The sequence below is a fragment of the Demequina sp. NBRC 110056 genome, from assembly GCF_002090155.1.
In the GTDB taxonomy this organism is placed as follows: domain Bacteria; phylum Actinomycetota; class Actinomycetes; order Actinomycetales; family Demequinaceae; genus Demequina.
This window is the reverse complement of sequence record NZ_BBRM01000004.1, coordinates 99,342-111,483: the sequence shown is the minus strand read 5'-3', so window position 1 is coordinate 111,483 and position 12,142 is coordinate 99,342. Positions and strand designations below refer to the sequence as shown.

Here is a 12,142-nt window from a genome sequence, read left to right as displayed (position 1 = left end):
TCAGCGGCCCTCAGCGCCGTGAGCGCCGGTCCAGCATCTGGATGACCTTGCGGCTCCGGTAGCGCTCGACCGAGGCCTGTGCGGTGGCGAGCTCACGCTCCAGCGCAGCGATGCGGGCGCGTGACTGGATCACAGTGTCCGCGGTCCGAGCGAGTTGCTCATAGACGGGTGTGATGGTCTCGTTGGCGGTGCTCCACTCTCCGCTGGGCTCGAAGCTTGCGTAGCGGGGAGACGTGTCGAAGGCGACGGGCGAGCCCTCTCGGATGGATGCGACGATCGCATCCCACCACGAGTTCTGGAGCCCGCGCGCATGTCGTGAGGCTCCCTCCAGGTGGTCCTTGAGCCGTGCGTCGAGGGAGAGCGCCTCGGCGACGGCCTGGGGCAGCAGGTCGATGGAGCTGGTGTTGACGACGAAGCGTTCCAGCCCGACGTTGCGCAGCGCGCCACGCATGCGAATGCTCGAGTAGTACGACGGGGCGATCGTGATCGCGGGGGTCACCACCGCCGGCGCGAACACTGCCGGGTGATAGCGAGTCGAGATGGACAGCCGCGCGCGCTCGAGAAGCGCGACGTCCTCACGAGCCGTCACCATGCGCGTAGCTCGCACCCTCGGCGACGACGCGAGCGACTCGATGCGTGCGTTGCTCTCCAGATCGCGGGATCGGTCGTCGGGCTCGAACGATCCGGCGTGCGGAACGAGAAGCACGTCGACGCCGTGATCCGAGGCGATGCGCGCGCTGATGCGCGCAAGGTCCGCGTAGTACCGGTCGAGGCTGCCCCAGGTGTTCCCTGAGTGCCACGTGAAGGACGCGACCACGAAGTTGTCGCTCGCGCTGATCTCCGCGGCTCCAGCGCGCGCCTCGTCGTCTGCGTCGAGCAGAACCGCGTCGTCGAGGGTCTCGTGCACGACGGCTGGGCTGGTCGCATGCTGCCGGATGAGGCTCGCGGTCGTCGCTTCGCGGCACCCGAAGGCGCGTGAGGACTGAGCGATCTCGATCACGCGTTCGCGGTCGGGCTCATCGAGGATCGGGCCGACCGTCTGGCTGGTGACGTAGACCGGCCGTCCGAACGCACGTGCGATGCGGACGCTCGCGAGCCGCTCGTACAGGAGGTGGTAGTCGCGGCTGTTCATGTTGCCGCCGCCCGCGATGATCAGGGCATCGCACTCGCGAATCGCGCTGTAGCTCGAGCGCTCCTCGAAGCGTCCCTGTGTCGCGACGCGCATCGAGTCCTCGAGATGCTCGTCGTTGCGTGCCCTGCTCCAGGATGCGCGGAAGCCGATGCGCGGGACGCTCGGGAGGCCGTAGAACTTCTCGGCGGCATCCGGTTCACCGGCGACCAGGGTGATGTCGTCGATGCCCCGTGACCGCAGCGCGTCGATCGCGGCCTCCGTCATCGCCTCGTCACCCAAGTGGTACAGGCCGTGCCAGCCGATGTCGCCGAGCAATACGACCTTCACGATATGGCGTCCTTTGCGGTCGGGAGCGGGCGAGACAAGGGTACCGGCGCAGGGCCCGAGGAGGGGCTCGTGGCGGTGGTCTTCACCGGGACTGGGTCACCTTGTGCGGTCCCCACGGGTGCGAGGCGGGTCTGGCCGTTCGTAGCCGAGGCGCCTGTAGTCCTCGGCGTAGAACTCGCCCACGAGGCGCGCGGCGCGCGCCGTGACCTCGATGTCCGCGGGGCGGACTCCCGTCACGTCTGCGCCGCGATGGGCCCGCGGCACCGACCGGGGGAGGTTAAGCCCTGTGAGGTCGGCCAGATGCGCGAGCCCGGCCGCGATGCCGTCCTCCACACGGAGGTTGCGAGCGCCCGTGACCATGAACTCGACCTGCGGCCGCATGTGGTTGTCGTGGAGCCACGGGTCGTTGAGCGTGCGGCGGAACGTCGATCGCAGCCACTTCTCGAACGCCTTGCCCGAGGCGTCGATGCTCTCCTGCTTGCGCTTGCGCCAGACGTACTCCGATCGCATCCGCGCCAGGGGATCGCGCACGAAGGAGAACACGGCGTCGAACTGGTCGATGCGGAAGATGCGCTCGAGGTCGGCGGCGTGCGTGTGCTGAGGGCTGTTGCGGCGGAGCGCGTTGACGCTGCCGGGGCTGCTGCGATGGTCGAAGAAGTCCATCGTCCAACCGGCGTCCTTGAACGCGGCCTCGACGGAGCCGCCTCCGGTCTTGGGGATGTGGACGAACAGCAGTGCCGCCCCGTCCTTGCGCAGCACGGGCATGCGGGTGACTCCTCGGTGCGATGGGGAGAGCCAAGAATATCAAGCCCGCCGAATGGTCACGGATCGGTAACAGTCGCGATCGAATCGTTCCGACGGACTTGCGCGACATTGGTTAGTAACCTTTACTAACTAACCATGACGACTGATGAGGCGCGTCGCACGACCGCCGCGAACCGAGCGCAGCAGCTCGGCCAGGCCCGCCAGGGCCGGCCCCGCGCGCATGCCGCCACGGTGCGCCCCGGGGCCCGGGTTCGTCCCGAGCACGCCCGTCGTCACAACCGCGCACTGGTCCTCCAGGCGCTCTACCGCAGCGGCGGTCAGAGCCGGGCAGACCTCGCCCGCGAGGTGGGCCTGACCCGAGTGACCATCTCCGACCTCGTCGCGGACCTCATCGAGGAGAACCTGGTCGTCGAGCTCGGCATCCGACCGGACTCGCGCCCCGGCAAGCCGGCGACGCTGCTGGACATCAACCGCTCGGGGTTCTCGATCATCGGCCTCGACCTCTCGCACAACGCCGCGTTCCGTGGCGTCGTCACGAACCTCGACGGCACGGTGCTCGAGCGCGCCGAGGCGTCCGTCGCCGGCGTGACCGGCGACGCCGCGCTCGACGCCGTATGCGCGCTCCTCGACGAGCTGCTGGCACGCGCATCGGCGCCGGTCATCGGCATCGGCATCGGCAGCCCCGGCATCGTCGACCTCGACGGCACCGTCGTCAGCGCTCCCAACCTGCACTGGCAGGACCTGCCGATGCAGCGGATCATCGGAGAGCGCTACGACCTTCCCGTGCAGGTGGCGAACGACGCGAACATGGCGGCCGTCGGCGAGCGATCCTTCGGCGGGGCTGACGCCGACATGATGCTCGTGCGCGTCGGTCGCGGTGTGGGCTCCGGCATCGTCGTGGGCGGACAGCTCGTCTACGGTTCGGGCTTCGCCGCTGGCGAGATCGGCCACGTCGTCGTCGGCACCGATGGCGGCGACGAGTGCGCGTGCGGCAAGCACGGCTGCCTCGAGACCTGGCTCGCGACCCCGCGACTGGAGGCGCGCCTCACGGCCGCGACCTCCGACGCCGAGCGCGAGGCCGTGCTGCGCGAGGCGGGGGAGCGGCTGGGTATCTCGCTCGGCCCCGTCGTCGGCGCGCTCAACCTCGGCGAGGTCGTCCTCGCCGGTCCCTTGAATGTGCTCGGTGGGTCTCTCCTCGAGGGAACCTCCGAGACGCTCCGCAGTCGGACGATGGCCGAACTCCACGGCGATCTGACCCTGCGGATGACCACGCTCGGGCGCGACATCGTCGTGCTCGGGGCCGTGGTCATGGTCCTCACCGGACAGCTGGGGGTCTCCTGACCCTCGCACCACAACGACGTGGCCCACGGGTCACGGACGGCACACACACAAGAGAAGGAAGCAGATCAATGAAGAAGATGACAAGCGGTGCGGTGGCCTTCGCGGCCGCCTCCGCCATCGTCCTCGCAGGATGCTCGTCGTCCGGATCCGACGACGAGTCGACCACCGAGCCCACCGACACCGGTTCGGAGACCCCCACCGAGACCGTCGCGCAGGACATCACCCTGTGGCTGATGGGTGCTCCTGACACCCCCGAGGCGCTCGTGACGTACCTCGAGGAGCAGTACACCGAGGTCAACGGCGGCACGCTGTCCGTCGAGGCCGTCGCCTGGGGCGACGCGCTGCCCAAGCTCACGACCGCTCTCCCGGACGCCGCGAACACCCCCGACGTCGTCGAGATCGGCAACACCTGGGCGCCCACCTTCACCGCGGTCGGCGCGTTCGCGGACCTGTCGGACGTGTACGACGAGCTCGGCGGCGACGACCTGCTCCCCTCGTTCACCGAGGTCGGCTCGGTCGACGGCACCCCCTACGCCCTCCCGTACTACTTCGGCTCGCGCAACATGTGGGCGCGCGCTGACCTCTACGAGCAGGGCGGCGTCTCCGTGCCCACCACGCTCGCCGAGGTGACCGAGGTCCACGCCTCGCTCAAGGAGCAGGGCATCGGCGGTCTCTACCTGGGTGGCCAGGACTGGCGCAACGCCATCTCCTGGATCTTCGCCAACGGCGGCGACCTCGCCGCGAAGGACGGCGACCAGTGGGTGTCGACCCTGTCGAGCCCCGAGAGCCAGGAGGGCATCGCCCAGTGGCAGGAGATGTTCCAGACGGCGTCGATCGCGGCTGCGAACGACACCGACGCGGACAACTACTTCATCATCAACGATGACACCCTCGCGGGCACCGCTGCTGCGGCCTCGATGGCTCCGTCCTGGGCCTCCTGCTGCATCGGCATGCCGACCGGCGAGACCGACGACGACGGCAACCCCGTCCTCGCGTGGGACGACGCGGCGAACACCGCGTACGGCCTGCCCGGGATCGACGGTGGCCTCGCCCCCGTCTTCGCCGGTGGCTCGAACATCGGCATCTCGGCCACCTCGGCCAACCAGGAGGGCTCGCGCGACCTGCTGCGGATCATCTTCTCGGACGAGTACCAGAACCTCCTCGGTGAGAACGGTCTCGGCCCCGCGAACGTGAACGCGAAGGACTCGTTCGTGACCGACGACTTCCGTCAGATCGCCTGGGACACCGCTCAGGTGTCGAAGCTCACCCCGGCCGCGCCGGGCTGGGCCGCCGTCGAGGGCTCGGGCCTGCTGGAGGAGTTCTTCCAGAAGGTCGCCGAGGGTGGCGACATCGCCGCCCTGGCTGCTGAGTACGACGAGCAGATCACCCCTCAGCTGAACAGCTGACCCCCTCGGCTCCCGGCCCGGACGTCCCCCGCGTCCGGGCCGGGACCCCCCGAGACTCTGGGGCCCAGGAGCCCCACCCGTGCGGGGCCACGGCCCCGCCGCACGCGACACCCTCACGGCGCGCATCGGCCCGCCGACCCCGCTGACACTTGAGGCATGAGCCTCGTGTCGCCCACGCCACCGCATTGCTCGAAAGGCTCCGCCATGTCCGCACCCGCCGTCGCACCGCCGGCAGAGGTCCAGCCCCCCGGGCTCCAGGACCCGCCCGCTCCGCGCAAGCGCCGTGGGAAGACCAAGCTTCCCTACTGGCTCATCATCCCCGCGATCGTCGTCGTGGTCGTCGGCACCGGCTACCCGCTGATCTGGCAGTTCATCACCTCCTTCAAGGAGTACGGACTCGCGCAGCAGTTCGGCCAGGCCGCCGAGTTCGTGGGCCTCCAGAACTACACCGAGATGCTGACCGACTCGGGCTTCTGGATCATCGTCCTGAAGTCCGTCGCGTTCTGCGTCGTCACCGCGGCCGCGACCATGGTGCTCGGCATCGGGCTCGCCCTCGTCATGAAGAACACCGGCAAGGGCCTGCGGCTCACGCTGCAGATCGCGCTGCTCCTGGCATGGGCGATGCCGGTCGTCGCCTACATGACTGTCTGGACGTGGCTGTTCGATGACCGCAACGGCATCGTCAACTACCTCCTGAGCCTCATCCCCGGCGTGGACCTCATCGGCCACGACTGGCTCATCAACCCCTGGAGCTTCTTCGCCGTCGCGTCGATCATCATCACCTGGTATTCCGTGCCGTTCGTCGCCTTCTCTGCCTACGCGGGCTTCACCCAGGTCAACGACGAGGTGCTCGAGGCCGCCCAGCTCGACGGGGCCTCCGGGTTCCAGATGACGCGGCGCATCATCCTGCCGATCATCAAGCCGGTGCTGTCGATCGTGTTCCTGCTCCAGCTGATCTGGGACCTGCGCGTGTTCGCGCAGATCCAGCTGCTGCAGGACGCGGGCTCGTTCGGCTCGCAGTACGACCTGCTCGGCACCTACATCTACAAGCTCGGCACTGGATCTCAGGACTTCGGCCTCGCGGCCACCGCGTCGATCGTCGTGATGATCCTCACGCTCGGCCTGTCCTGGGTCTACGTGCGCCAGCTCCTCAAGGAGGACGAGCAGTCATGAACACCACCAAGAAGAGCCCCGCCGCCAAGGTGTTGTGGGGCACGATCGCCCTCGTCGCGACCATCGCGTGGGCCTTCCCCGTCTACTGGATGCTCAACTCGTCCTTCCTTCCGCGCGCGACCCTTGAGAGCCTCACCCCGACGTTCCTGCCCTTCGGCGGAAGCCTGTCGAACTACGAGTCCGCGCTCGACGACGGCACGTTCCTGCGAGCCCTGGGCATGTCCGCCGCGATCACCTTCCTCACGCTGATCGTGTGCATCGCGTTCGCGTTCCTCGCGGCGCTGGCGATCTCCCGGTTCCGGTTCCGCGGCCGCAAGTCGTTCGTGCTCGCGGTCCTCGTGATCCAGATGATCCCCGCTGAGGCGCTGTTCATCGCGCAGTACAAGATGGTCGCCGGCTTCGGCATGCTCAACACCGTGGTGGGCGTGTCGCTCATCTACACGGCCACCGTCATCCCGTTCACCATCTGGATGCTGCGAGGCTTCGTCGCCGGCATCCCGGCGGAGCTCGAGGAGGCTGCCATGGTCGACGGGCTGAGCCGCAACCAGGCCTTCATGCGCATCACGTTCCCGCTGCTCGCCCCGGGTCTGGTCGCCTCCGGCGTCTACGCGTTCCTCCAGGCGTGGAACGAGTTCGCGGTCGCGCTGATCCTGCTGCCCGACGGCACCAAGGCCACGCTGCCGCTGTGGCTGCGCGGCTTCCTGCAGGACTCGGCCGTCAACCAGACCAACTGGGGCGAGGTCATGGCGGCATCGACGCTGGTCGCCGTGCCTGTCATCGTGTTCTTCATGTTCGTCCAGGGCCGCATGACCCAGGGCCTCGTCGGCGGGGCGGTGAAGGGATGACCGCCCTCGCCACCCTCATGCCCGGCTTCGAGGGCACCGTGCTGCCCGCGTGGGTCGAGCGGCGGCTGCGCGAGGGGATGGGTGGGGTCTGCCTGTTCGCGACCAACGTCGAGTCGCCCGAGCAGCTCAAGGCCCTCACCGATGCGATCTACGCGGCGAATCCCGACGCGATCGTGTCCATCGACGAGGAGGGCGGCGACGTGTCGCGCCTGTACCAGCGCGATGGCTCGCCCTTCCCGGGAAACGCGATCCTGGGCCGGCTCGACGACCTCACGCTCACGCGTGAGGTGGGCGCGCAGGTGGGCCGCGAGCTCGCCGCCGTGGGCGTGAACCTGACGCTCGCTCCGGACGTCGACATCAACTCGAACCCCCTCAACCCGGTGATCGGGGTGCGCTCCTTCGGCACGGACCCCGTGCACGTAGGTCGCCACGGCGTCGCATGGACCGAGGGCGTCCAGGCTCAGGGCGTCGCGGCCAACGCGAAGCACTTCCCGGGCCACGGCGACACCGCCGCCGACTCCCACCACGCCCTCCCCGTCGTCGAGGCCGACCTCGAGACGGTGCGCTCCCGCGAGCTCGCACCCTTCGCGGACGTCATCGCTGGTGGCACGCTCACCATCATGAGCTCGCACATCCTGGTGCCCGCGCTCGATGCCGACAACCCGGCCACGTTCTCCCGCGCGATCCTCACGGACCTGCTGCGTGGCGAGATGGGCTTCGACGGCGTGGTCGTCTCCGATGCTCTCGACATGGCCGGGGCATCGGGCGAGATCGGCATCCCAGCAGCTGCGGCGCGTGCGTTGGCAGCGGGCTGCGACCTCCTGTGCATCGGGACCGCGAACACGGACGAGCAGATGGGGCAGATCGTCGACGCGATCGATGCGGCCGTCGCGGACGGCGAGCTCGAGGCTGCGCGCGTCGCCGACGCCGCGGCTCGGCTGCGCGCGCTCGTCGAGCACTTGTGCGGCATCGACCCCGAGCCGGCCGCAGGAGCGGCGGGCCAGGTCGGCGGCCTCGAGCTCGACGCCGTGCGGTCCTCCTTCACCGTCTCCGACGAGGCCGCGGCGGCGATCGCGGCTCGCGACGAGTCCACACCCGTGCACTGGGTGCGCTTCGAGCCCGCGCCGAACATGGCGGTGGGAGCGAGCCCGTGGGGGCCGTTCGCGGCCGGAGCGGTCGCTGGCACGGTCGTCGGTCCGACGGACACGCTTGACGTGGCGGGTGTGCCCGAGGGGCACCTCATCGTCGCCGTCGGCAAGGACAATCACCGCCACGCGTGGATCAAGGAGGCCGTCGGTGCCCTGCGCGAGCGCGGCGCCATCGTGGTCGACATGGGGTGGCCGGATCCCGACCAGCCGTACGCCGACATCGCCACCTACGGTGCGTCGCGCCTGACCGGCGCCGCACTGCTGGAGCTGGTCCGATGACGGGCGAGCGCATCGGCGTCGACATCGGCGGCACCAAGGTCGACGCCGTCGTCCTGTCGGCCGATGGCACGGTCGTCGCCCGTCACCGCGTCCCCGTGCGCAAGGGTGATGACGGCGTCGTCGAGTCCGCGCTCGAGGCCGTCGCGGCAGCGTGCGACCTCGCGGGGCTGTCCATCGGCGACGCCGCGAGCGTCGGGGTCGGCATCCCGGGCGCCGTCAGCGGTGGGGTCGTGCGACACGCGCTCAACCTCGGCGTGACGGAGCTCGACCTCGCGAGCGCCCTGTCTGCGCACTGGTCCGTCTCCGTCCAGGTCGAGAACGACGTGAACGCGGCGGCCGTCGGGGCGTGGCACCTGCTCGGCGATGGTAAGAAGTCAGTCGCCTACCTGAACCTCGGCACGGGACTGGCGGCCGGCATCATCCTCGATGGTCGACTGTGGCGCGGAGCGCACGGAGCGGCAGGGGAGATCGGCCACATCTCGGTCGACCCGAGCGGACCCGTGGGCGGCGACGGCCTCCGCGGTGGCATCGAGACGTACGCCTCGGGCTCCGGCATCGCGCTTCAGTGGAGCCGCGATGGTCAGACCAGCGCGGACGTCCTCGAGCACGCCCGTGCCGGCGACACGGAGGCCATCGAGATCCGCGATCGCCTCATGTTCGGACTGGCCAGCGCGGTGCGCGTGCTCGTGCTGACTCTCGACCTCGACCACGTGATCCTCGGTGGCGGCCTCACCGGCATCGGCGCCGAGCTCACAGACGGCGCGCGTGCCGTCATCGACGACTGGGAGGCGGCGTCCCCGTTCCTCGCCTCCCTCCGCATGGGCGACCGCATCAGCATCGCTCCCGCGGAGCAGCCCGTGGCCGCGATCGGCGCGGCGATGCTGGAGGCAGACCATGGCTGAGGTGCTCGTCCTCGACACGAAGGAGGCTGGTGCGGCGCTCGTCGCCGACCACATCGCCTCGCTCGTCCGCGACAACCCGCGCGCGACCCTCGGAGTCGCCACCGGCTCCACGCCGTTGCCGGTCTATCAGGCGCTGGGAGAGCGCCGTGCGGCAGGCGTCGACTTCTCGCAGGCGTCGGCGTTCGCGCTCGACGAGTACGTCGGGCTGCCCGACGGACACGTCGAGTCCTACCGTGCGGTGATCGACCGCGAGGTGACGCAGCGGCTCGGGATGGACCCCGAGCGTGTCCACGTTCCCGACGGCTCACAGGTGGGCATCGAGTCCGCAGGAGAGCGGTACGAGCAGGCGATGATCGCCCACGGCGGCGTCGACATCCAGCTGCTGGGCATCGGCTCGACCGGACACCTGGGCTTCAACGAGCCCGGCTCGAGCTTCGCCTCCCTGACGCGCGTCAAGACCCTCACGGAGCAGACGCGCCGAGACAACGCCCGCTTCTTCGCCTCCCTCGACGAGGTCCCGATGCACTGCGTCACCCAGGGACTCGGCACGATCCTGCGAGCGCGCCACCTCGTGCTGCTCGCCTTCGGCGAGGGTAAGGCCGCGGCCGTCGCGGCAGCCGTCGAGGGCCCCGTGTCCGCGTCGATGCCTGGTTCCGCGATCCAGCTCCACCCGAAGGTGACGGTCGTGCTCGACCCGGCTGCCGCATCGGCGCTCCGCCACCGCGACTACTACCGTTGGGCGCAGGACAACAAGCCCGACTGGCAGGGCATCTAGCGGTGGGGGATGACGTGGGGCCGATGCGCTTGCTGACAGATCTGCACTGTCACGGGGGCGGTGGCCACTACTTCGGCGACACCGTCGAGGGCTCGCTCGCCGCCGCGGCGGCGCACCGCGCCGCCGGTGCGGAACGCATCGTCGCGTCACTCGTCTCGGCTCCCCTCCCGGCGCTGCGCCAGCAGATGGGGGTGGTCCGCGAGGCGATGGCCGAGGACCCGTCGATCCTCGGCGTGCACCTCGAGGGGCCCTTCCTGTCGCACGCGCGCAAGGGCGCGCACGATCCGGACGCGCTCATCTCGCCGACGGCGGAGGCCATCGCCGAGCTGCTCGCTGCGGGTGAGGGCATCCTGCGGCAGATCACGATCGCCCCGGAGCTTCCGGGCGCCCTCGACGCGATCGAGCGCCTCGCCGATGCCGGCGTGGTCGTCGCCGTCGGTCACACCGAGGCCGACGCCGCACTAGCGCGCGATGCCTTCGACCGCGGCGCGACCCTCATCACGCACGCCTTCAACGCGATGCGGGGCATCGCCGCGCGGGAGGTCGGCCCTGCCGGGGCGGCTCTCGCGGATGAGCGCGTGTTCCTCGAGGTCATCGCGGACGGCATCCACATGGAGCCAACCCTGATCGGCTCGCTCTTCCGCGCGGCTCCCGGACGCATCGCGCTCGTCACGGACGCGATGTCCGCGGCGGCGGCGCCGGACGGCGCGTACACGCTTGGCCCTCTCGAGGTCGAGGTGGAGGATGGGCGCGCGCTCATCGCGGGGACGGAGACGCTCGCCGGCTCGACGCTGACGCTCGCGCGCGCGATCGAGGTGTGCGTCGAGGCAGGCGTGTCGCGCGAGGCCGCAGTCGAGGCGGCGTCGACGGTACCGAGCCGGGTGCTTGGGCTCTAGCCCTCCGCGCGCTCCAGGAACGCCGCCGTGGCCTCGCGCGTCACGGTCGCGCCGGGGCGGAAGGTGCCGTCCGAGTATCCGGTCGTGATGCCGGACGAGGCGAGCCAGCTGATCTCGGTGAGGAAGTTCGAGCCGCGGTTGATGTCGGAGAACTTCGAGGCCGCGGAGGACTTCGACGTCGAGGGGTTGCCGTAGTACCGGTAGAGGAACGCGGCCATCGCCTCGCGGGTGATCTCGTCCTTGGGGCGGAAGGTGCCGTCGGACCAGCCGGTGCTGATGCCCTCCTGCGAGAGCCACACGATCTGCTTGTAGAACTGAGCGCTCGTCGGCACGTCCTTGAAGGGCGACCGCGCGGGCGTCGACACCTTGGGGGAGCCCGCGAGCCGGTAGAGGAACGCGGCGAAGGCCTCGCGCGACACGTCGTCCTTGGGGCGGAAGGTGCCATCGGCGTAGCCGGTGGTGATGCCCTCGCCCGAGAGCCAGTCGATCTCGTCGTAGAACTGGTGGCGCAGCGGGACGTCGAAGTACTCCTGCGCGTAGTCGCCGAAGTTCTGCACGGCGTAGCCGCAGTCCGAACTCGTGTCGTAGGCGTAGCCGATGCCGATGTGCGTGTACCGCTTGTTCAGCATGTTCGCGCGGTGCCCGGAGGAGTTGTACCAGTTGCGCATGATGCGCTCGGCGTTCGCCTTGGCGCCGCCATAGCCGCACGCGTACGCCACATTCTCGGCCGCCGCGGACATCCCCGTGCGGGGCATCTGCGCGCTGTAGGACGGGTTGTGGGAGAGCGACTTCGACGAGCGCATCTTCACGGCCCAGGCCTGAGCGACGTCATCGATGAGACCCGCGCGCGTCAGCGCTGCGGCGCCTGCGCTCTTCCGGTAGTCGTTGGTGACCGAGAGGATCACGGCGGCACCGGTGTCCGTGGCGCCCGAGCCCGCGCCCGCCGCCGGTCCGATCGCGACGGCCGCGACGATGGCTCCCGCAGTGGCTGCGACGACGCGCCAGGCTGCTCTCGAGCGTCGTTCCGTGGCCATTGTCGACTCCGTCTCATCTGGTCCTGCGCGCCCGAAAGCGCATCTGTCCTGGTCGTGAGTCTGGAAAAGGTCGAGTCTCAGATTCAACGGAGTGTGACAAATGCCGCACGAGCGGACAC

11 protein-coding genes are annotated in these 12,142 nt (G+C 69.7%); 8 read left to right on the top strand and 3 right to left on the bottom strand.

Translation table 11 applies throughout. The features are described 5' to 3' along the window. Positions 1-10: 10 nt before the first annotated feature. Together B7K25_RS06845 and B7K25_RS06840 are read right to left on the bottom strand one after the other, a co-directional pair. A complete protein-coding gene (locus tag B7K25_RS06845) occupies positions 11-1,459 on the bottom strand; it encodes a polysaccharide pyruvyl transferase family protein (protein ID WP_084104994.1) in 1,449 nt (482 codons plus the stop codon). A 96-nt stretch (positions 1,460-1,555) separates the two neighbouring features. Continuing rightward, positions 1,556-2,224 carry a sulfotransferase family 2 domain-containing protein gene (locus B7K25_RS06840; RefSeq protein ID WP_084104993.1) on the bottom strand — a complete coding sequence of 223 codons (669 nt, stop codon included), beginning with the start codon at positions 2,222-2,224 and terminating at the stop codon, positions 1,556-1,558. 135 nt (positions 2,225-2,359) lie between these two features. On the opposite strand from B7K25_RS06840, the gene B7K25_RS06835 reads away from it, so the two are divergent. From B7K25_RS06835 to B7K25_RS06800, 8 genes are all read left to right on the top strand, one after another. Then, the gene (locus tag B7K25_RS06835) at positions 2,360-3,565 is read left to right on the top strand and encodes an ROK family transcriptional regulator (RefSeq protein ID WP_084104992.1); all 1,206 of its coding nucleotides are present in this window, start codon (positions 2,360-2,362) and stop codon (positions 3,563-3,565) included. 68 nt (positions 3,566-3,633) lie between these two features. Beyond that, positions 3,634-4,971 carry an extracellular solute-binding protein gene (locus tag B7K25_RS06830; protein WP_084104991.1) on the top strand — a complete coding sequence of 446 codons (1,338 nt, stop codon included), beginning with the start codon at positions 3,634-3,636 and terminating at the stop codon, positions 4,969-4,971. Positions 4,972-5,175: 204 nt separating this feature from the next. Further along, positions 5,176-6,144 carry a carbohydrate ABC transporter permease gene (locus B7K25_RS06825; RefSeq protein ID WP_084104990.1) on the top strand — a complete coding sequence of 323 codons (969 nt, stop codon included), beginning with the start codon at positions 5,176-5,178 and terminating at the stop codon, positions 6,142-6,144. Further along, positions 6,141-6,989 carry a carbohydrate ABC transporter permease gene (locus B7K25_RS06820; protein ID WP_084104989.1) on the top strand — a complete coding sequence of 283 codons (849 nt, stop codon included), beginning with the start codon at positions 6,141-6,143 and terminating at the stop codon, positions 6,987-6,989. The genes B7K25_RS06825 and B7K25_RS06820 overlap by 4 nt, the downstream gene beginning before the upstream one ends. Continuing rightward, complete coding sequence (nagZ, locus tag B7K25_RS06815) at positions 6,986-8,416, top strand: beta-N-acetylhexosaminidase (RefSeq protein ID WP_084104988.1); 1,431 nt, start codon at positions 6,986-6,988, stop codon at positions 8,414-8,416. Before B7K25_RS06820 ends, nagZ begins: the two co-directional genes overlap by 4 nt. Continuing rightward, positions 8,413-9,318 carry an ROK family protein gene (locus tag B7K25_RS06810; RefSeq protein WP_084104987.1) on the top strand — a complete coding sequence of 302 codons (906 nt, stop codon included), beginning with the start codon at positions 8,413-8,415 and terminating at the stop codon, positions 9,316-9,318. The genes nagZ and B7K25_RS06810 overlap by 4 nt, the downstream gene beginning before the upstream one ends. Then, on the top strand, positions 9,311-10,093 hold the full coding sequence (locus B7K25_RS06805) for a glucosamine-6-phosphate deaminase (RefSeq protein WP_084104986.1): 783 nt from the start codon (positions 9,311-9,313) through the stop codon (positions 10,091-10,093). The genes B7K25_RS06810 and B7K25_RS06805 overlap by 8 nt, the downstream gene beginning before the upstream one ends. Before the next feature lie 23 nt (positions 10,094-10,116). Continuing rightward, on the top strand, positions 10,117-10,989 hold the full coding sequence (locus B7K25_RS06800) for an N-acetylglucosamine-6-phosphate deacetylase (protein ID WP_084104985.1): 873 nt from the start codon (positions 10,117-10,119) through the stop codon (positions 10,987-10,989). On the opposite strand, the gene B7K25_RS06795 is transcribed toward B7K25_RS06800, so the two are convergent. Further along, positions 10,986-12,023, bottom strand: a complete 1,038-nt coding sequence (locus B7K25_RS06795) for an S-layer homology domain-containing protein (protein ID WP_084104984.1) — start codon at positions 12,021-12,023, stop codon at positions 10,986-10,988. The two genes, B7K25_RS06800 and B7K25_RS06795, sit on opposite strands and share 4 nt — an antisense overlap. Positions 12,024-12,142 lie beyond the last annotated feature (119 nt).

What these genes read in the sequence shown, in the direction of transcription:
- B7K25_RS06840 (WP_084104993.1), bottom strand. Translation starts at nt 2,224, where the DNA reads ATGCCCGTGCTGCGCAAGGACGGGGCGGCACTGCTGTTCGTCCACATC.
- B7K25_RS06810 (WP_084104987.1), top strand. Translation starts at nt 8,413, where the DNA reads ATGACGGGCGAGCGCATCGGCGTCGACATCGGCGGCACCAAGGTCGAC.
- nagZ (WP_084104988.1), top strand. Translation starts at nt 6,986, where the DNA reads ATGACCGCCCTCGCCACCCTCATGCCCGGCTTCGAGGGCACCGTGCTG.
- B7K25_RS06820 (WP_084104989.1), top strand. Translation starts at nt 6,141, where the DNA reads ATGAACACCACCAAGAAGAGCCCCGCCGCCAAGGTGTTGTGGGGCACG.
- B7K25_RS06805 (WP_084104986.1), top strand. Translation starts at nt 9,311, where the DNA reads ATGGCTGAGGTGCTCGTCCTCGACACGAAGGAGGCTGGTGCGGCGCTC.
- B7K25_RS06835 (WP_084104992.1), top strand. Translation starts at nt 2,360, where the DNA reads ATGACGACTGATGAGGCGCGTCGCACGACCGCCGCGAACCGAGCGCAG.
- B7K25_RS06830 (WP_084104991.1), top strand. Translation starts at nt 3,634, where the DNA reads ATGAAGAAGATGACAAGCGGTGCGGTGGCCTTCGCGGCCGCCTCCGCC.
- B7K25_RS06795 (WP_084104984.1), bottom strand. Translation starts at nt 12,023, where the DNA reads ATGGCCACGGAACGACGCTCGAGAGCAGCCTGGCGCGTCGTCGCAGCC.
- B7K25_RS06825 (WP_084104990.1), top strand. Translation starts at nt 5,176, where the DNA reads ATGTCCGCACCCGCCGTCGCACCGCCGGCAGAGGTCCAGCCCCCCGGG.
- B7K25_RS06800 (WP_084104985.1), top strand. Translation starts at nt 10,117, where the DNA reads ATGCGCTTGCTGACAGATCTGCACTGTCACGGGGGCGGTGGCCACTAC.